Origin of the sequence: Puniceicoccus vermicola, assembly GCF_014230055.1 — a bacterium.
GTDB lineage: Bacteria > Verrucomicrobiota > Verrucomicrobiia > Opitutales > Puniceicoccaceae > Puniceicoccus > Puniceicoccus vermicola.
The window spans coordinates 1-19068 of record NZ_JACHVA010000044.1 but is presented as its reverse complement, the minus strand read 5'-3'; the positions used below and the strand labels follow the sequence as shown (position 1 = coordinate 19068).

The window sequence follows — 19068 nt, the reverse complement described above, 5'->3', positions numbered from 1 at the left end:
ATGGAGAGCGAGCGGCGATCATAGAAAACGGCGAGGTCATCAAAAACCGGTTTGTGCGCGTATGCGCCCAATACCGCGGCGGACGCTCGGGACTCTTTCCATCGAATATTGGCGGTCTCCTCTCTGCCGCGAACCGCATCCCCACAACAGCCATTCGCCAGATTCCACATATGCACGGAACAACCTACCTCTTTCAAATGAGCAAGAGTGCCTGCAAAGCAGAACTCAATGTCATCCGGATGCGCTACAGCGGCGAGAACCGTTGGGAGGGGGGGGGAAGAATTCATCGGACCTCAGTATAGATCGAAGTCAACAGATTCTCTTCTACCCTATTGCAAATGTTTCAATACTATTTTAACACAAATCCATCGAGAGACGTGTATCATGAATCATAACGTTCTCCGTGAGAGAAATAATCGCGATGACTCTTCCAGACAGAACCTAAGATGACCCATCTGATATGATACCGGATCCACCACAGCTTGAAGCCCTTTCCGGAGGCCAGATTGGAGTCAAAGTTTCCACCTTCTCCAAACCAAGCGTGGATTCCCATTGGCATTTTCATCCAGAAGTCGAAGTTGTCTGGATCGAGAAAGGTCGGGGCCTTCTTCATTCCGGTCGAGCAATGCGCCCCTATGGACCGGGCGATCTGGTGCTGACTGGATCAAATCTACCTCATGCCTTCACTTCGGATCCCTCCAACAAAAGCGGCGCAAAATGGACCGTCCTCCATTTCCGTCCGCTCGCCTGGGGGGAGAATTTTTGGGCTCTCCCTGAAAATCGCCCTACACGTCTTCTCCTCGATCAGGCGGAGCGCGGAGCGATTTTCCCCAAATACTCCGCCAACAATTGCTACGAAATACTGCGACGGATGGAGAATCGAACCAAGATGGATGCTCCGATCGCGTTGTTGCTCGACCTTCTCCATTCTCTCGCGATTACCACCTCTCATGAATGGTTGAACACCCCGAATTTCTCAGTGAAGAAAGCGGCGCATATTGATTCTCGTCTAGAATCTGTTCTCCGGAAAATAGAAACTAGATTCACGGAGTCCAACCTCACCCAAGCTGAGATCGCCAAGGGTATCGGTATGTCGCCCCAAGCATTCTCGCGGTTCTTCAAAAACAAAAGCGGACGGCACTTTCACCGCCACCTAAACGAATTGCGAGTCGCTCGCGCCTGCTCTATCCTAATTGGAAGTCGTAAATCCGTTACCGAAATCGCTTACGCGGTTGGATTTTCGAACCTATCAAACTTCAATCGGCGCTTCAGGGAAATTACAGGAATGCCCCCCACCGCCTTCCGCTCTAATTTCTACAAGGACTGAACGCATTCATTCATCCAGCAAATCGCCTTTCACCCAGCTTTTCAATGCACTGAACATTTCGGGTGCGTGGCGGGCGACGACTAAACAAGGAATCGATTATCGGGGAACGATGGATACGGGTTGACAGGTTCCGGATTGCTGGGAACGTCGGGCGCAGGGCTTCCCCAAAATCGTTCATGGGCTCTTTCTCCTTTTTCGACTTCATTTGAGTTTCGTCCAGTATTTGCGCTTTTCAGCGTAATTCTGGACAAAAACAACCGCTCATTCCCGTAGCCCTACCCTGCATCCGTAGTAGATCTCGCCCAGACAGAAGTTGACCTCCCCCCGATCAAGAAGTGTCCCGACTCACTGACTTGTCTCACGGTATAGTCTTCGGGGTAACGTATTTTGTCCGTTTCGCCGAGACGCCGGGAACTGGGGCGGTAAACTTCGCCGGGAAAAAGCATGTCCAAAGCCTCGTGAGGACGATCATGATTATACTCATGACGCCAGCGGTCGAAGCGCTTTTGTTGGGCTCTCATGTTCGCCGGCGGAGGCCGAACCGCCTCGGCTTCCAAGTCCAGGTGAGTGCGCTCGTGCCACCCGTTCTCCTGCGGCGATCCCGGCGTCGTGAACTCGACACGGATTCCCTGCTCGATCCACCACACGCTCAGACGCAAGAGTCGGCCCAGAGACCCGGAAGCAAACGGAGAACCGTTGTCCACCCGGATGACCTCCGGCAGCCCGTGATAGCGCATCAGCTTTTTGCAGCTTCTCAAAGTCCCCTTGAACTGCTGATTGGGCTGACACTTGCAGCCGATCACATAACGGCTGTAGCGGTCGCACACCGTCAGCGGATCGCAGAAAGAATTAAACGCTCCACTTCCTCCTCGGTTACAGAAGGACTGCTCCCGGGACAGCGGCTCCTGTCCTTCAACCCGGCCCGTCCTTCGCGACTGTGCCGTTCCAGGTATTTATGCCCGGTCTTCCGGCTGATTCCAAAATCACGACACAGATCCGTGATCGTGAAACGGCCGGTCCCCGCAAGGGTTACAAAACGTTCTTTTTCGGTCATCGATTCGGTCTCTCTCCATGGCATGAATGCCACTATAGAGTGTTACCGATGTCCTTGGGTCATACCAATTAAGTTAAAGCAGGAACGAAATACTACCTTTATATATTCAAAATCGATATGCTCCTGCTCTAGGCGGAGCCCGGAATTCTCACGAAGCATCTCAACCATCGACCTCTCTCCAGGATTTAATGAATCGAATTCACGATCACTGATTGATTGCGCGGCTTCGTGTTTTTGCGTCCGGGAACTAAAGTGTTTCCATGTCTCTAGGTTCATCATGAGCGATTCTACGTGCGGCAGGCATGCCCGAAACTGGGCTAGTATGGCAAAGCCGGATAGATCAATATCCCCCCAATACAAGACGCGCTTTTCTTTTAGCCACGGCACATCACCCAACCGGCGAACCGCATACCCATTTCCCATGATTGCAAGGGTTCTGGGGAGTTCTGGTAGAATCAGAAAGGGAACATGGTTCTCGACAACAATCACGGTTTCGAAGGCTTCAAAATAGGAAGCCTTTTCTGCAAGTTCTCTGGCGGTTGCCATCGCATGCCCAAAAGGCAGCCTCTGAACATTGGAATCTAATGTCCGAAACTCAATCAAGCTCTCCTTCGTCATCAGGCCTAATCGTTCCTCTAGGCCGCCTGCGTCATTAACCAAACACTCGGGTGCAAATTCTTGAAAGAGAGCTTCCAGCAAACCGCGCTCCTGCTCGAAGAACTTTGTTGGCACTTTCACCGGCAACTGGCGGGCGTAAATACCCGGATTTGGTTCTGCCTTCAAATGAACCAGTATCATGATCGCATTCTGAATCGTGCCACTCGGCTTTCGCATCATAGCCAGATGCGATGCACACCAGCTCCTCGCATGAAGGCTTAGTTGTTCAATCGCTCTCGTATTCGCAACTACTGTCTTCGCTTCTCCCTCCGCCCGGACATATTTCAAATAATCATCCGCGCACTCAAAGGTCAGCTTTGTCGGAAAGTCGTTGAGCCCATGTCGCTTTGAATTCACTCGTGCCCATTCGACAGTAAAGCCGTAGCCAAGAACTTCCTTGCTTTGGGAGCGGATGAGCTGATTTGTCTTTCGCCACTCAGACACTGGAGCCGTAGTCTTGGGCTTTTTAACCGGAATAGGTAGAGGAAAAATCGTCTCCTCTCGAATGAGTGCACGTAATACCCCACTGAGCTTACGAACCGCTTTATTCTGCAAGTCGCCTACTGTCATGATTCAGCGACCTCCCCCATTAGCTTTTCGTATTCGCGCACGTCCAAATTATGGATATTCGAATATTCCTTTGGACGCGTAACGATGTGGTAGCGCTCAGCATATTTTTGAACAAGATGCACCTTGGAGTCCAGCGGTTGCACGATGATCAACTGCAAGCTGAATTGCTTGAACAATTCCAGTAGATAGGTAGAGAACTCATCGTCGGTCTTACTGAACATTTCGTCCACCACAACGAGTCGAAACGTTTCTGTCTGACGTTCATTATTCAGCGATATCCCATACTGATAAGCAATGGCAGTCGCTAAAATTGTCGAGGCCAAGCGATTCTTCTCTCCACCTGACTTCCCAGAGGCACCACTATAACTTTGATCATAGCGGTTTCCGTCCCGATAGAATTCATCGGCTCTGAATTCAAACCAGTTTCTCACGTCGATGACTCGCTGCGTTCGCTTTTCATCAACAGCCAACTGATCCAGAAAACTCTTTACACGATTGAAGCGCTCTTCGCGCGCCTCATCGGAATCCTCGATATGCGCGATGTCCTGCAGAGCATATTCACGATGCTGCCGGAACCACCGTTGATGCTCATCCATTACCCGATCCGGAACCAGTTGTATGTAGGTATGCTTGTGCCGGTCAAAATCAACCGCCTTCAAATGGAGATTGAGTTCCTCTATCCGCCTTTTGATCGTTTCAGCGTGCTCTTGAAGCAAGCCATCGAAATTGGACAGATCCTCAATAAGGTTGGTTTGTAGTAAGCGCTTAAAGCCACGTTCGTTCTTGGGTAAATCTTCCTCCTCGATCCGTAACCGCAAACGCTCGAATGGCTCAAAAAGCTGAGGGCTGTATCCGGAAACCTGCAGATCACCTGAATACAGTTCATCATGAAGCTTGGAATCTTCATTTTTGATCTGATCAACAAATTCCTTCATTTTGAATTTAGCCGAGTAGCCAGCTTCGTCCCGCTTCTGGTGAGCACGTCTAAGCCTACCCTCAATGTCAGCGATTACCTGATTCCGGGCTGGATTTATGGATGTAAGCGACAGCACGGGAATTTCCATCAACTCGTCGATAACCGCGACCCGCTCTTTCAACTTTTGCAGCTCACATTCGTCTTGTTGCGCAACCTCAATAATCTGCTCGCAGAGCTGAATTCCTTCAACATTTTGCTTTTGTTCGGCACTCAATCCGCCCAAACGCTCACGCGCATTCTGGCTCTTTTCCTTCGCCTCGGCCTTCGCCTTTTTGGCCTCTTTCAACTGCTCCCTCAAGCGGCCTAACTCATCCGAACCCGACTCCAGCTCCTTCTTCTCAATCCGCAAGTCTTCTTGCTCCCTTGCCAGGCTCAAGTAGTCAATTTCCTGCCAGGATGCCGCAATTTGCGGCAGATTTTCGATGGCTTTCAGCGCGGCGTCCAATCGAGCCTTTTCGTTCTCCTCTCTACGAATTGATGCCGTGAGTGCCTCGCGCTTCGATTCGAGTGTCTTTTGTCTCTCCTTGAGTGCCTCGATCTTAGCCGAATTGTCCCACCCCAGCACGTCACGAGACCGATCATTTATGTCATGCCGGTCATCCTTACGCCTCTCAGAACCACGCTGCTTGATGAGTCCGTTGACTGTGACTGCGGTTTTCGCCTGATGAAATCCCGCCTTCGTGTCCTCATAACATATATGGTCAAAGCGATAGCTCAATTCGGCCGCGATCCATTCTTCAAACTCCCCTGCTTCTTCATGCAGCTCCAATTTAGACGCCACCGAGTTTGGATCGAGCAATGGATTCGGACTACGCGAACCGTTATCCAACACATGATAAACCAGACGTCCATGTAAATTAGTACGGTGCACGTATTGATCCATTTGCTCGCGCATCCTACCCGGCACAAGAACGCAGAGAGCGAAATTATGCACTAAGCGTTCAATCACTCCCGTCCAACGCGCTTCCGCATCCTTGACCTGAACCATCTCTCCAACAAAAGGCAACTCCTGCTGGCTGACTCCGAGCGCCTCAGCAATCCGGCTTCTGATTCGAACCTGTTTCTCGTTAATTTTACCCTCACGCTCTTCGAGGCTACGCACCTGCCCACTGATCTCTTCCTGCTCCGTTTCCAGCTGTTCTTTCTCCTGAGCCTGTTTTCTCAAAGAGCTTTCCAATGCTTTGGATTTTTCAGTGAATCGCTCCATATCTTTTCGAGCATCGGAACCAAGTTCTAAAAACTCGGATTCGGACTGGCAAATCGCTCCGGATCTCCATTTAGCAACCTCCTTCATATACCGTCCGTGCCGCCCTTGGCGGTCCTGTATACCATATTTCAGACCCTCTAGCTTTGAATCAATTTCCTGTAGACGCCGTCCGGCATCACTGGACTCGATATCACGGTTCAACTGCCCGATACGCTCTTCGGCTTGATCCGCCTTGTGACCTTCACTGACTTCCTCAGCCTTGGCTTTCGTCAGCTCAAGCTCGATTCTCTCCCCCTCAGCCTGCCGGAATTCGAGTTCCTTTTCTGCAAAATATAGCGGCGCGGCTGATTTGCACCCATTCCAATGATCCACCTGATCTTCTTGCCTCAGAACTGAATTGTGCAACGAACGAATCAAATTCAGGGTGTCCAGACGCTTCTTCTCTCGCTGAATTCGTTCGTGCGTCCGGCGAAGTTCCTCAAAATTGCTGCGTAGACTCTCAAGCTTACCCGGAGCGCCCCCATTATCCAACATGAACTCGCGAATGAAGTTGGTCAGATTACTGATGTCTTTGATACAGACCGCCTGATTGAAGATATCCATTGGATTTCTATCTGCGGAAAGATAAAGAGCTTCATGGAAACGCTGCGAATAGGCAGTAAAGGTCTCGATTGGGTCCAGAGCACGATCCTTAAGCCTTTGCATAACTTCAGCCGAGTTACCCAAATCACTGAAATCACCCTCAATTGTCAGTTTCTTTTTCGAAACGATGAAGGAGCGCTTCAGGCTCTTTGAGGGTGTCAACCAGAGGACCTGCGCTAAAGTGACATGTTGCCCGTAAGTTTCGTTGTAGAAATACCCCAGCAGCACAGTAACCGACTGCCCTGCTCGACGTAGTTGCTTTGGACGCCCATAACCAAGATCCTCATCCCGTTCTTCCGAATAGGTTCCGAGGATATAGTCCTTCTCACTGCGCTCTTTCCGCTGCTTGCGCTCACCACCACCGGCCGAGGCTTGGTTGTAATTCCGCTTCCGACTGTCAATCAGCAGGGTGAGGATTGCATCAGCTAGAGTCGATTTGCCTGCTCCATTACTTCCGCTGAGCAAGCTCGTTCGACCATCCGGGTGAAAGCTGTGCACGCGCCCATGAAAGGTACCCCAGTTCAGAACGGAAAATTGATGTAGCCGGAAGCCCGCCGTCGAGCGATCAGGAGCAAATTCAAGACTGACTTGTTCTTCTACCTTCATTCACCAGCCTCACTTTCTTCATCTTCGTCGTCTGTATTCTCCTCGCTCCCAAGCTGACCCTTTAATCGATCTCGAACCGCTTCAATTTGATCGATGGGCAATTTGGCGCGGAGGATGGGTTCAACTCGGTAAATGACTTCGCTCCGGTTCGGGATCTGGCGTAGCAATGAAAGATCGGTGAGTCGTTTCACCGCCGCGCTGATTTTGTTCTCTACCTTTTTTTCATTCCCGGTTTCCCCGCAATAGCTCCTCATAAACTCGACAATCTCTTTGAACTCCAGATAGAGATGATCTGTGCCATCGACGGACTGATCGTGACGTAGCAAGCGCTCACGCAACTCCAAAAGCAGAACGGTCGGGAGGAAAGATAGTGGGTTACGCCGCATCAGACGCGGCAAGGGCGCTTCGCCTTCTATGACCGCGGCATCTCCCTCATCTTCCGTTTCATCACTGGATTCGTTTCTCAGAAACGCATAGCCCGCCTCTTCCTCCAGAACGAGTTCTAGCCCCATCCGATGAAAGTGCGATTCGACCTCGCCCCTATCCATCAGTAAGCGGGCCCAAAGCAAGCTGTCTTCTTGATAGATGGGGCCGCGCACCAGCTGAACGATCACATGACGAATGGAGTAAACAGGCTCGTTCATTTCACAAAAATAATTTTCTCCAGTTCCGCGTAGCGCGGCTGTTGCGGACGGTTTAAGTCCAGTTGAAAGGTTTCGGGTAGATAGATATTCTGAACGCCTTCGCCGCCTACAGCGACGTATGCCACCACGTCAACGATGCCCGACTCGATAGGGTAACGCTCGACCAGTTCCCGAAGGCTCACCTGCGGTTGCCCCTCCAAAACCTGAGCAATCCGCTCCCGGTATTTCGGCAAGTCCAATGGCTTCCCAATTCGGCTGAGTGCTTCTTTGAGTGCTTCGGGGTCTTGCTCTCCTTCATTGTGAATATCTTCGAACTGTCCTGTTTGCGGTGGTTCCCAAAAGCCGACCTCCATCAGATTATTGAAGCGAGGCGGATCCTCCCAATGATGCAATTCGACCTCAGTCGGCAGTTCACCACATGCCTTGGCCAGCGAACGTGCTTCACCGAGTAGCTCCATCAAGTAACGCGTCTGCTTTGAGCTTTGCTCCTCCACCACACGCCTCAACTGCCCGGTAATGCGTCGGTAAATGCTGCCGACATGGCTGACCTCATTGTGCAGGCGTCGGGGCAAACGATCAAAGGATGCCAGATCCAGTCCATGCTCATCGGCCAGCGCCCCCGCACGCTTGGCCAGCGCCTGAAGCTCTTCTCGATTCTGCAAAGAAGTCATCGCTTCCCGAAAGCCAAAATAACTCCGGCCCTGATCACGATTGCGCAAGGCCTGGTCCGCATCGAGCACGTGGGCGACCATGGCCCCCTTCGTCAGTTGCCGCTCCAGATAGAGGTCCTGTATTTCCCTCGCCTGGTCACGGAAGGTTTCCTCGATCGCACGAAAGTCACTCAGGAAGGCCTCCACATCCGATTCGAGGTCATGGAGGGCATCCTTCACCGCAGCCGGATCCATCGTATCGACCTTGCCGGTTTCGCGAATCCGCTTCAGCTCGGTATCAATAGAGTCACGCTGTTTAAGCAGCTCCTTTCGCCGAGCCTCAGGATCGTCGTTTGTGTCCCGATCAATCCGGCGCAACTCCGTCAAAATCTTACCGAAACGTGAATCCGAAGTAGTATAACCACGCTTTTCCCCGCGCCGCAGATCCTCCAGCCAGGCCAAGGCCTTCTCGCTGTGCTGGGTCAGTTGGTAGACATAGCTGTTCTTCTCCTCGGAAAATCGCTTTTGCAGTAATCGGTAGCTATCTTCACACCATGCGTTCAAATAATACCGGGCATCGCGTGAGAGAGTTTCAGCATCCTGACGCCGCAACTCCTGCAGGTGCTGATCCAACATCGACTCCAAATCCTCTTCCGGAATCTGAGTCTGCCCGGTCTCTTTAAAGCTATCGTGAAAAAAGCCTAGAATGAAGCCCGCGTAGTTCCCACGCAGCAGCTTGAGCGTCGGATTGTTATCAAAATAGGGCTCGAAGGTGGAGGACATGCATCGATTTATTAGATCGTCGCTTATATTCGCGCATAGCGGTATACGCCTTTAATGTGCTGGGCTAGGAAACTTCCCTTTGAAGGCGCTGCTTTCATATTCTCGAATACTTGTTCAGGCACATCATAGTAGTCATAAGTGCCTCCACTTTTGAACTCGACACGCAAAGACATCGTCGATGCCTCATATCCAAAGCGCTCAAGATTTGATGATTCAGGTGTTTCAATCCATTCCATTGTCATTTTCTCCTTCTGTTTGTGTTGTTGTGGTTTCTTCCTCTACTGCGTGAATGTAGTCTGATGACTGAGATCTCCATTGGCGAACTACTGGTATGTAATCAACTGGGTCACGCTTTTGATTCCAACCACCGGGAACGCTAAAGCCATCTTCTACCTCAGAACCTCTAGCCACGACTGCGGGGTCTAGGCTATCCGGACGTTCACTCACAGGCGGTGTCTTAACTAGACACCGAATCGGCAAGCTTACTGATTCCCCTACTATTATAGCTTCCCCTATGCGAAGAATAGGAAGCATATCAAACAGTCCCTTGAGATTATCTGCTGATGCTCCTACCACTTGCCCACGGTCGCTGTCATTTGAAAGCCGCAGTGAAAATATGGTGCCGCATTGAGACAAAACGGTGGAATCAACCTCAGAAGGCCTCTGACTAACAATCATAAGACCAACCCCGTATTTTCGCCCTTCTTTTGCAATACGCTTTACCGCAGAGCCTGCTGAAGTGTTCCTCTCACTATTTAAATACGAATGCGCCTCTTCTAACACTAACAACAATGGCCTTTCTTGACCACCTTCGGGCAATTTACGCGCCCAAAATAATGCATCATAAAGCACTCTTAGGAGCGCTCCTATGAGTATGTCTAGTATCGAAGCAGGAATACCGGATAAGTCTAGTATCGTAACTGGTTGCTCACCTCCAACCCAAGAATGAAGCAGAGAATCTAAATCAGCAGAAGGAACTCCATTTTCATTAGGTAAGAATTCACCCGGACGAAAAATGAATGCATATCTAGGATCTCTTAACTTCGACGCCAGAGCCGCCAGCGGTTGCCTCAGATTGGCTCCTTCGTTTGCATGTTGAACCCTTTCTTCTGCAGGACCAGTGGTTTTCACACTCCGGAAAATTGGCGCAACTACTCTCATTGCATCGCCGGTTTCTACAGGCTGATCGCTCTCATCCAGAACATAAGCTGGAATGCGTTCATTAGCATCTCCACCGGGTGCAGGAATTACAGTTTTATACTCTTTAATATGTAGATCTAGCCACAACTTGTGAATAGAAAATGGCACTGGAGAGTCTACAGATAGGGAGTGTTCAGTGATTCCTGGGCACGGAAAGCCACGCAGCCCTTCCCTCTTAAGCTCTAAGACAGCATCTGCAACTGCAGCTAAACGATTACCCTCCAGAGGACCGTCAAAACACACAGCGCAAAGTTCATCAAAATTAAGTGCCCAGTATGGAACGTATAGAGGTGCGGTTGAGCCACCTTGGCTAGCACCGACTCTCAAGTTTGAGGAAAGCCCCTTAAATGCACGCTCATATTCCCCATGAATATCCATAATCAGGATACGTGCTGAGGGGTATTTGTCTTTATCTGATAATGAGCGAATAAGGCCAGCCACGGTTGTTGATTTACCCGAACCAGTTGTTCCTAGTATAGCGGAATGACGAGTGACTAACTTGTTTATGTTAACTAAAGCTGGGATACTCTCTGAACTCGCTAGGCAACCCACGCTTACGTAGTCATCTAATTCTCCATGCCCATATATTGCGCGTAGATCACTCTCTGTAACTAAATGAACATTGTCGCCGATAGTTGGATATTGCGATAGTCCTCGTTGAAATTTCTGCCCAGCGTGCCCTTCACCTACAAGTTGGATACGAAGCCACCGCTGGCCATAAGGATCCAAATCAGCAACATTATCTGGTAGCGCACTCGCTCCTACTTGGGAAACAATTCCGTATAAATTCAGGAACCCGATAGAGATTTTAACGAAGCTTCCCATCTGACCTATTCTGTAGCCTTCGCCGTCAATGAAACTAAGTCCAGATACTGTGCTCTTATCCATCACAACCCCAATGGTTGCCCCTTGGACATCCTGAACCGTGCCAATATATGTCGGAGATCTATTCATCTGAGTTATTTGAGTCTGGTTCATTAATTCCCGACAAGACCCTCAGGAATTCACCCAGCACAGCAAAGTCACCGAGACGCAATTCAGTGTGGTCGATCTCTTCCGGCTCTGCTTCTTTAGGAACATTCACCAACCATTTATCCGAAAGAGGGAGCTCTCCCATCATCTCTGACATCGACCAACTAGCTTTAATCCCACCAACGACACCACTATCGAATGCTATTAGAGTAAGATTAGACCTAGTTGATGCTAGTCTAATCGCTGTTTCATAGTTTTTGAGTTCCCCATAAAGCAGAGCAAAAGCCATTGATGAAGGATTTGCCTGAAGACCTTGCATAATAACTTCATTTAAATGCTCATCGCCAAAAGAGTATCCATTCAATACGAGCAAACTTGTAGGCTGTTTGAGAAACGCTCTCAAACGATCAATCATGACCAAGAAGGGCATTCGTCTACTCTCATCATATTTCAGATGTGAAGGATGAATCAACCTGCTATCTGTGTCCGCCGGTGACACAGAGGAACGAAATACATTTCCATTCTCAGCCCGGAACCAATTGATAGAGCCATGTAATTTCCAAAGCCTAACCCAACGTTTTGGAATGGCATCCTCTTCAACCGCCTGAAGATCGAAGAAGGCATTCTTAGACCCTGAGAATCCATCAAAAAATGGTGTTTTTGTAGACTCTAGGGCTTCCTCCAGCAAAAGGTCATAATTTGTAGTGAAGACAGTTATCGGATGTTCTCTATCAATTGAGTTACTCCAATTCGCAAAGTGATGGTAAGGACTATTCTCGTCAATATGGTTTTTCTCAACGATCCGCTCGATTTCTTCACAGATTGCTTTATCAATTTTCTTCAATTCATCAGCAGCAAGTCCTCTGACCGTATCGTTACCTACAACGACAATCAGCGAACGAATATGACTAAGAATTAATTCAATATTCGGATCCGATGAACCGTCTGCCTCTAACTGCGCGGTGATTTTATTGAGAACACCCTTCAAGTCGGCGTCCTCGTCAAAGCTTTGCTTAATTGCACTTGTAATGCCCTTAATATCCGGGATTATAGGATTACCCTGATACTGTATTGACATGGGACAGCCTGCACCAACTAAGAAGCCCAATGGTTTTTTATTACCAGAAAGACATTGTTGTAGGTAGCTGATCTGACGATTTGGGTCGTGCGTATACATATTAATTCAGTTCAAAAAATTCAGCTTTATCGAGCGCGCGATAACGCTCGGGGTGGCAGGTTAGGATGATAATTTGGAGTCGGTCGGATACTTCCTCCATAAGAGACAACAAACGAGCCAGCCGCCCGGAATCTGTCGCATTCAGGACATCATCGAGGACAACCAGTTGGCGCCGGTTCTTTGCGAGCACATCGGCTAGTGCCAGTCGGGCAACAAGGTAAAGTTGCTCCTGCTCACCTCCAGAGAGGTTATGCAGAGGAACTGATTCTGAAGCGATCTCCGGACTGACCGCTTCTGGCACAAAATCTCCCGTCAACTTAAGTCGCCCTAGCCGCGGGCCTACGATGCGGGAGAGCATGCGTGATGCACTGCGCTCAACCGGTGCTGATACACTCGCTACCATACGGCTTTTGCATTCCTCAACGCTATCATAGAGCAACTTGATTGCATCCATACGAATGGACTCCTGCTCGATTTCGGATTCCAAGGCGGAAATTTGTTCTTCTGCAGAGACTAATTTGGAATAAGTGCCTTCTGCAGCCAGTGATTGAAGCTGTCCCTCTGACTTGTTTTCTTCATCCCGGGCTTTCGATTCGGAATCTTCAAGCGCAACGAGCTGCTTCTCCAACTTATCGACTTCTTTACTGGGATCGTCCGGATACTGTTTCAGTGCCTCTTCGGTCTTCTCGGCATTTGTCTTGGCAGCCTGCCAGGCCATTAAGGCATCAGAAATTGCCTTGGCTCGATCATCGTCAGACAAACCATCACTGAGCTGATCTTTGAGTTGTTGATTCGCCGTCTCCAATTTCCCTTGAACGATCTTTAGTTCAGCTGTCGCCTCCGCAACATTCTTCTCTGCTGCAGTATATTTGCTCTGCGCTTGTTCAAACGCATCCTCTGCAGCTGAAATCGTATCCTCAATCTCCTTGCTAAAACTTTCGTAATCAGACTTTAGCTCACCGATGACTGGAGCTTCCTCCTTCCATTTTGGATATTCCTTTTCCGTTTCCGAAATCCTAGCCTGCAGCTCGACTTGTTCTTTTTTCAAAGCATCAAGTTCATCCTCGTCCAAAATATCCTGGATGCGGTTCTCATGACCTTTAATTTCGCGTTCGATTTGATCAGCCTGCTCACGTAATTCTTGAAGTTTATCCGGATCTTCAGTGCCAAAAGGCTGAGCCAGAGTTTCAATTTTCTTCTTGGCTGCATCAAGCTCGGCACGGTGCTCATCCGCACTCCCCTCCGGCCCAGAAGCGCGGATCGAGCCAAATCCTTTAATTGAAACATCGACCCAATCGTCACCGGATATCTCAAACGCTTGCTTGGCTTCGACCTTAACTACCGAGTGATCCGTGGTGTTTTTTACCTCGATTGCGTTTTCTGGTGTGATCGAGAGATGAATCTGGGATGCCTTTAGTGATGCAGCAGCTTGATCTCTCTGTGCCAGCCATTTTCTAAGATCACGAATTGTTTGTGCAGTAGGCGCCAGAAAACCATCCTGACGCCTCTTCGCCTTAATGAGCTGCTCGTTCAACTGAGCGATCTGCTCTAGGCGTTTATTAAGCTCGCGGAGGCCTTCGTTATGCTCGCGGTATTCGCGTGCATCCTCGATGAGATTCTGTCGTTCGGTGACCTGACTACGCTTTTTACGGGCAGTTTCCTGAGCAGTGCGTAGCTTAGCGCAGGCTTCTTTGTCTGATGTTTCTTCTATCTTAAGGTCAGAAAGTTTAGATTCCTGTTCTTTAGCAGACTTGGTAAACTCACTTATCTGATCACGAGTTTCTTTGATCTGTTTCTGCCGAGTCGTCAGTGAATCGTATTTCTCTCTGGCCAGAGACTCCGCATCACGCTTGTTGGACTGCTCTGCCTTCAGCTTAGAGTAGGCCTCCGCATTGGTGCGTGCTTTGTTTACCGTATCCCGTAAGGCATCTGCTTCACGGCGCGCTTGCAGGCGTCGCTGCCGAGCATCTTCTACACTGTGAGCCGTCTGCTCGTAGGCTAAATGTTTCTCACGGATTGATATGAGCTGCTCGGCTAGTTCGTCTCGCTTTTCCTGGAGCGTCACAATAGGTGCTGCATTTTTACCACCTTTGTAACTTCCCTTCTTGGTAAAGAACTCCAGGTATTTTTCCTCAATTCCGTTTTCAATCTGTCCGCCACCATCACCCGAAATCTGGACACCGAGAGTCGCTTTAATTCTCTCTGATGCTGTTCCGGAGATTGATTCAAGGTAAAGTGCACCCTGTGGCGCCCACAGGATTTGAGCCAAGCCCCAGTGCTCTTGTTTTGATAAGCCACGCCCCGGAGCCTCCGCAGAAAGTATTTCACGAATACGATCATCGGCATTACGACCATCAGCGACTGGCTTGAAAGCCCCACCCTCTAGCCTCAGCAGCTTGGATGACTTACCCGCGAGAAAGGACTTCTCCACACGCCAAGTTTCATCACCTTCGATAAATTCTATTGCGACGGAAGGTGTCAGATCACGGCCCCAAGGCTGGACAGCTGCTATTTCACCACCGGCAACGTGGTGGGCATCAAAAAGACCGCGTCGCATCGCCTCGAAAAGTGAAGACTTCCCGGTTCCATTCGGGGCATGAATTACATTCAACCCTTCTGAGAATGGTCCAAGCTCGACTTCATCCAGCAGGCTACGCCAATTCGAAACGGTGATACGCTTTAAAATCATGATGCTGCCTTCTCCTTACTATCAAAGAGCTCAAGCAAAGCCCGGGTTGCGACAGCACGATCTCGTTCTACAGGAGCATGCATCGCCTTTTGTCGAATATGTTCAGCGGCTTCACGCAAGGCACCGACTGGAAGCTCTTCAATCCACGTATCGTCTTCGGGCGCAGGCGATAACGCATCTGCCATCAATTTCCCGAACAAGAAGCGCGTTTGTAGTATCTCACCAATGGACTCCAGATCCTCACGATCTGATGCAAATAGAAGTCCACTTAGACGCAGGCGGACCAAGGCATTCTCTGGCGATATAATACTACTCAATTCGCTGATGACTGACTTCAATGCACCAGGAGATTCCAGACTTCGCTCCAGGGAATGCCATGACAACTTTCCCGTAGGTAACACTTCTATCGATGGCGCAGCACCTCGATCTGCAATCTCGACTAGCAGCACATTTCCACTTTCGCGTTCACCGAATTTCGTGGTTTCGTGCGTGCCGGAATAAGCAATACGGATGACGCCTTTTCCATCCTTGTAAGGAGAATATGAGTGCCAATGGCCGATACCCAAATAATCCAGTCCTGCTCTTTCAGCTGCATCTTGAGGGATTGGGAAGTCGGGCTCTACATCAGGCAAACCCTCAACATTACCATGGCTCATCCCAATAGCGATGGTCGAGCAGTCTTGAGCTTGTATCCAAGACACTGGATTACGCGTGGAGTATTTCTCTTTTAACGGAGTGGGATAAATAGTGCAGTGCTCTAGCTCAATGGGACTGTTTTCTCGAACGACTGTCGTATTCGCACTTTCTTCCCATACTGGATGCTCCCAAACACTACCGGGAACCAAAGGATCATGATTTCCAGGCGTAATAAACACCTTTCCGTTAAAGCCAGCCAGTAATTGGCCCACCTTACGAACAAGCAAGCGGTCGACCGCGTTATCCTCAAAAATATCCCCGGTGATCAGCATTAACTCGGCATCCCGGTCATTCCCGAGTTCGACCAAGCGCTTAATTGAGTCCAAACGAGCATCGCGCACTGCCTTTGATACCTGACCTAATCCACTGGCTTTCATGCCCATCTGCCAGTCTGCGGTATGTATAAAGCGGATCATTTGGGCACCTCCTCTCTGGCCACTACTGTATCGTATAGTCCATAATGCGTAAGTCCATCGTGGCTTTCAATCCCTGTGCAGCGAAGGGATGCATCTTCGTAGCGCCTGAAGGCAAAAACGGCGGCATTCATCTGCTCGGTGTTGAAAACACGTAGCCGCACCAGCAGGTGGAAGTCTTTTACGGTCAGTCCGGTGACTGTCTCGAATAGTTCCGGCTCAATTTTCGTGATCACATCCTGCAGCGTATTTTCCCGGAAATCGGTGAGATACATAAACGCTGGAATACGGGTCGCAAACTTGATGAGCTTTTCTTGAACGAGCTTCCGTTTGGATTTGAATTCCCTCTCTTCGTCGCTGAGTTCTTTCTTCTCCTTCTTGGTCAGTTCACCTTCCTTGGCCTTCTTTTTGAGGTCTTTGATCTTCTCGGCCTTATTGATGATCGTCTCGGCTGTGAATGGGGTCATTTCGTAAATCTTTAAATCCTTCATTTCGCATCCCCTCCCCCCTGCAGGTTCCGGTTGTGGTCACTGGTCAGAATCTCCATCTGCTCGATGGCAATGCGATTGAGCTTCTTTAGCCGCTCGGCTTGTGCCATGCCTTCGTTGATGAAAAGAGCATTCAGGTTTTCTAGGTTCGCTAGACAGACGAGTTGCGAGGCATTGGCCTGATCGCGGATGTTACCCTTTTCGCCGGGGTGGGCGTCGCGCCAGTCCTTTGCCGTCTGGCCGAAGAGCGCCATGTTCAGGACGTCGGCCTCGCTGGCGTAAATCAGGCTGACTTGTTTTCCCGTCAGCTCCGGCGGAATCAGATTCGCCTGAATGGCGTCGGTGTGAATGCGGTAGTTGATCTTGGTCAGGTTGCGCTTCACATCCCAGCCCAGTTGCTTTTGCTCGGCCTCCTGCAGGCGCTGAAACTCCTTGATCAAGTAGAGCTTGAACTCGACCGAAACCCAGGAGGCGAACTCGAAGGCAATGTCGCGGTGGGCGAAGGTGCCGCCGTAGCGGCCAGCTTTAGAAACGAGGCCTTTGGCGTTGGTTCGCTCGATCCACTGTTTCGGCGTCAGTGTGAAGCTATTGAGACCAGCCTGCATTCTAAACCCGTCGAATTCGACGGAATTAAAATCCGGATTGTGAATGCGCTCCCAAACGCCAAGGAACTCCAGGGTGTTTCGATTTCGCACCCAGTTCCGGATCAAATCGTCGCTTCGATCAGCATTTCGGTGACGGGCGATGTCAGTCAGGGAGATGAAATCTGCCTCCTGCATTCGAGACACGTTTACCGGAGTATCCAGGACTTCGATCTGGCGGTTTATTTTACTCATTATTCTCCAGATTGATAGCCTCGGCGAGATCCTGCAGCGGCAGGATGCGAATTTCTTCTTCACAGTCTAAACTGTCGCCTTCCTCATCATAGAAGGGAACGACGATATACACCTGATCGCAGTGAAACTGCTCCCGAATCAGCCGGGCTGAAATGACGGACTTCTCCAGATCACGGTGGAGGTTATATTTACATTCGAGAGCAATACGCCTCTCGCCGAGCTCCAGCAGAAAATCAGTCACAACCAGTTTCTCGATCACCTCCTGACGATAAGGTATACCAAGCTTATCCAATTCCCGGGCGACTGATCGCTTGAAGGCAATCGACTGCGCTTTGACCTCCATGAAGCGGCGAACTCGCTCCTCCTCGGCTTGCGCATTGGCTGCCTCGGAAACAATCGGAGCAAGCGGAAGGTCTTCAACACCCTTCGATTCATAGGCTGCGATGAGCATCTGCTCCTCTTCTTTCGAGGTGCACAGTCGTTTCATCAGGCGGGAAAGAGTAACCTGACGGGGCTTTGACTGCCCGGTGACAATTCGACTGACGGCTACAGCACTAAGGCCAATGTCCTCCGCAAGCTGACTTCCGGTCAATCCCCGCCTTTGAACGAACTCACGGACGACTTCAGAAAAATTTGACACACAGAACCCTTAGTTTTGCGCCGATAGGCGGTCAAACCTTAAAGTCCTTAAAGTTATCCACCCCAAAAAGTAAAACTTCTTAAATCGCGAGAACCACCCACGCTTCCGCACGTGGTAAAAATTGCAACGCCCCGTGCGGTTGGAAAATTGGCCTATACCATTCTAAGATTCTACCGCTCGATCTGTTAGTGTCCAAAATCTTTCGCAAAAAGGTCTGAGCGCCTCCAGGCGTTGGTGATTGGTTTATGATGTTAGGTTGAAGTTGATGTCAATAGCCCCCCATGGGGGGCTGCGATTTTCAGGCAGTTTGTTGAAGTTCGGTTTCCTCCAGCTTGGTCATATCCATATATTTGCGGGTATCGGACCAGGATTTGGTGGCGATGTAGCGGAGTCTGGCGCAGGCGAGCATGAGAGCGCTTTTCCCATCCGGGAAGCTTCCGACGACTCGGGTTCTTCGCCGGATTTCCTTCATGATTCTTTCAAGCAAGTTGTTCGTCCGGATACTACGATGATGCTCTCTGGGGAACTGGTAGTAGGTGAGCGATTCGTCGATTCCGTTCAAAAGGATCCCGGCCGCCGATCCGAGTTTCATGGCTTCGAGTTTGTCGACTATGGCAACGGCTTTTTCGCGGGCGCTCTTAGCGTCTTCCTGAGCATGGATTGCCTTGAGCATGGGGATGACTTCCTCTCGCTTTTGTTTGGGCACTTTGTGCAGGATGTTTTTGTGGAAGTGGAACACGCACCGTTGCCATTTGGCTTGCGGATAAAACTCCGGTAAGACCTCGATCAACCCCGCAGCCTTATCGGAGATCGCCAGGTCGATCCGGCGCAGCCCCCGCTC

16 protein-coding genes and 2 pseudogenes are annotated in these 19068 nt (G+C 50.0%); 1 reads left to right on the top strand and 17 read right to left on the bottom strand.

The window, feature by feature from the left end; genetic code table 11:
* Positions 1–287 (bottom strand): PIG-L deacetylase family protein (locus tag H5P30_RS04450; protein WP_185691752.1); only part of this gene is annotated, 287 nt, incomplete at its 3' end.
* Positions 288–460: 173 nt separating this feature from the next.
* Between H5P30_RS04450 and H5P30_RS04445 the strand changes: the two genes are divergently transcribed.
* Entirely contained in the window at positions 461–1327 is an 867-nt protein-coding gene (locus H5P30_RS04445) for a helix-turn-helix domain-containing protein (RefSeq protein ID WP_185691751.1), read from the top strand.
* A 275-nt stretch (positions 1328–1602) separates the two neighbouring features.
* Here H5P30_RS04445 and H5P30_RS04440 read toward each other — a convergent pair whose 3' ends face one another.
* The 16 genes and pseudogenes from H5P30_RS04440 to H5P30_RS04370 form a co-directional block, all read right to left on the bottom strand.
* Positions 1603–2154 (bottom strand): integrase core domain-containing protein, encoded by a 552-nt coding sequence (locus H5P30_RS04440; RefSeq protein ID WP_185691750.1) that lies wholly within the window; start codon positions 2152–2154, stop codon positions 1603–1605.
* A 2-nt stretch (positions 2155–2156) separates the two neighbouring features.
* Entirely contained in the window at positions 2157–2381 is a 225-nt protein-coding gene (locus H5P30_RS04435) for a leucine zipper domain-containing protein (RefSeq protein WP_185691749.1), read from the bottom strand.
* A gap of 42 nt (positions 2382–2423) precedes the next feature.
* Positions 2424–3608 carry a DUF3322 and DUF2220 domain-containing protein gene (locus tag H5P30_RS04430; RefSeq protein ID WP_185691748.1) on the bottom strand — a complete coding sequence of 395 codons (1185 nt, stop codon included), beginning with the start codon at positions 3606–3608 and terminating at the stop codon, positions 2424–2426.
* Complete coding sequence (locus tag H5P30_RS04425; RefSeq protein WP_343075427.1) at positions 3605–6661, bottom strand: ATP-binding protein; 3057 nt, start codon at positions 6659–6661, stop codon at positions 3605–3607. The genes H5P30_RS04430 and H5P30_RS04425 overlap by 4 nt, the downstream gene beginning before the upstream one ends.
* Before the next feature lie 144 nt (positions 6662–6805).
* A pseudogene (locus H5P30_RS22805) lies at positions 6806–7039 on the bottom strand (ATP-binding protein); the annotation flags it as partial.
* Positions 7036–7683 (bottom strand): DUF4194 domain-containing protein, encoded by a 648-nt coding sequence (locus tag H5P30_RS04420; RefSeq protein ID WP_185691746.1) that lies wholly within the window; start codon positions 7681–7683, stop codon positions 7036–7038. The gene H5P30_RS04420 and the pseudogene H5P30_RS22805, both read right to left, overlap by 4 nt.
* Positions 7680–9116 (bottom strand): DUF3375 family protein, encoded by a 1437-nt coding sequence (locus H5P30_RS04415; protein ID WP_185691745.1) that lies wholly within the window; start codon positions 9114–9116, stop codon positions 7680–7682. Before H5P30_RS04415 ends, H5P30_RS04420 begins: the two co-directional genes overlap by 4 nt.
* A 23-nt stretch (positions 9117–9139) precedes the next feature.
* Entirely contained in the window at positions 9140–9352 is a 213-nt protein-coding gene (locus H5P30_RS04410; protein WP_221774279.1) for a KTSC domain-containing protein, read from the bottom strand.
* Positions 9339–11294, bottom strand: coding sequence for an ATP-binding protein (locus H5P30_RS04405; protein ID WP_221774278.1), 1956 nt, complete (start codon positions 11292–11294; stop codon positions 9339–9341). Before H5P30_RS04405 ends, H5P30_RS04410 begins: the two co-directional genes overlap by 14 nt.
* Positions 11263–12465 carry an SIR2 family protein gene (locus tag H5P30_RS04400; RefSeq protein ID WP_185691743.1) on the bottom strand — a complete coding sequence of 401 codons (1203 nt, stop codon included), beginning with the start codon at positions 12463–12465 and terminating at the stop codon, positions 11263–11265. The genes H5P30_RS04405 and H5P30_RS04400 overlap by 32 nt, the downstream gene beginning before the upstream one ends.
* 1 nt (position 12466) lies before the next feature.
* Complete coding sequence (locus H5P30_RS04395) at positions 12467–15154, bottom strand: AAA family ATPase (RefSeq protein ID WP_185691742.1); 2688 nt, start codon at positions 15152–15154, stop codon at positions 12467–12469.
* Positions 15151–16266 (bottom strand): metallophosphoesterase family protein, encoded by a 1116-nt coding sequence (locus H5P30_RS04390; RefSeq protein ID WP_185691741.1) that lies wholly within the window; start codon positions 16264–16266, stop codon positions 15151–15153. The genes H5P30_RS04395 and H5P30_RS04390 overlap by 4 nt, the downstream gene beginning before the upstream one ends.
* Positions 16263–16712, bottom strand: a pseudogene (locus H5P30_RS04385) (restriction endonuclease); the annotation flags it as partial. The pseudogene H5P30_RS04385 and the gene H5P30_RS04390, both read right to left, overlap by 4 nt.
* Before the next feature lie 38 nt (positions 16713–16750).
* The gene (locus H5P30_RS04380) at positions 16751–17587 is read right to left on the bottom strand and encodes a KilA-N domain-containing protein (protein ID WP_185691740.1); all 837 of its coding nucleotides are present in this window, start codon (positions 17585–17587) and stop codon (positions 16751–16753) included.
* Positions 17580–18227 (bottom strand): helix-turn-helix domain-containing protein, encoded by a 648-nt coding sequence (locus H5P30_RS04375; RefSeq protein WP_185691739.1) that lies wholly within the window; start codon positions 18225–18227, stop codon positions 17580–17582. Before H5P30_RS04375 ends, H5P30_RS04380 begins: the two co-directional genes overlap by 8 nt.
* 298 nt (positions 18228–18525) lie before the next feature.
* The coding region (locus H5P30_RS04370; protein WP_185691738.1) for an IS256 family transposase at positions 18526–19068 on the bottom strand (543 nt) is incomplete at its 5' end.

Coding starts and splice junctions, on each gene's coding strand:
- H5P30_RS04445 (WP_185691751.1), top strand. CDS start 461: ATGATACCGGATCCACCACAGCTTGAAGCCCTTTCCGGAGGCCAGATT.
- H5P30_RS04435 (WP_185691749.1), bottom strand. CDS start 2,381: ATGACCGAAAAAGAACGTTTTGTAACCCTTGCGGGGACCGGCCGTTTC.
- H5P30_RS04430 (WP_185691748.1), bottom strand. CDS start 3,608: ATGACAGTAGGCGACTTGCAGAATAAAGCGGTTCGTAAGCTCAGTGGG.
- H5P30_RS04420 (WP_185691746.1), bottom strand. CDS start 7,683: ATGAACGAGCCTGTTTACTCCATTCGTCATGTGATCGTTCAGCTGGTG.
- H5P30_RS04415 (WP_185691745.1), bottom strand. CDS start 9,116: ATGTCCTCCACCTTCGAGCCCTATTTTGATAACAATCCGACGCTCAAG.
- H5P30_RS04410 (WP_221774279.1), bottom strand. CDS start 9,352: ATGGAATGGATTGAAACACCTGAATCATCAAATCTTGAGCGCTTTGGA.
- H5P30_RS04405 (WP_221774278.1), bottom strand. CDS start 11,294: ATGAACCAGACTCAAATAACTCAGATGAATAGATCTCCGACATATATT.
- H5P30_RS04400 (WP_185691743.1), bottom strand. CDS start 12,465: ATGTATACGCACGACCCAAATCGTCAGATCAGCTACCTACAACAATGT.
- H5P30_RS04395 (WP_185691742.1), bottom strand. CDS start 15,154: ATGATTTTAAAGCGTATCACCGTTTCGAATTGGCGTAGCCTGCTGGAT.
- H5P30_RS04390 (WP_185691741.1), bottom strand. CDS start 16,266: ATGATCCGCTTTATACATACCGCAGACTGGCAGATGGGCATGAAAGCC.
- H5P30_RS04380 (WP_185691740.1), bottom strand. CDS start 17,587: ATGAGTAAAATAAACCGCCAGATCGAAGTCCTGGATACTCCGGTAAAC.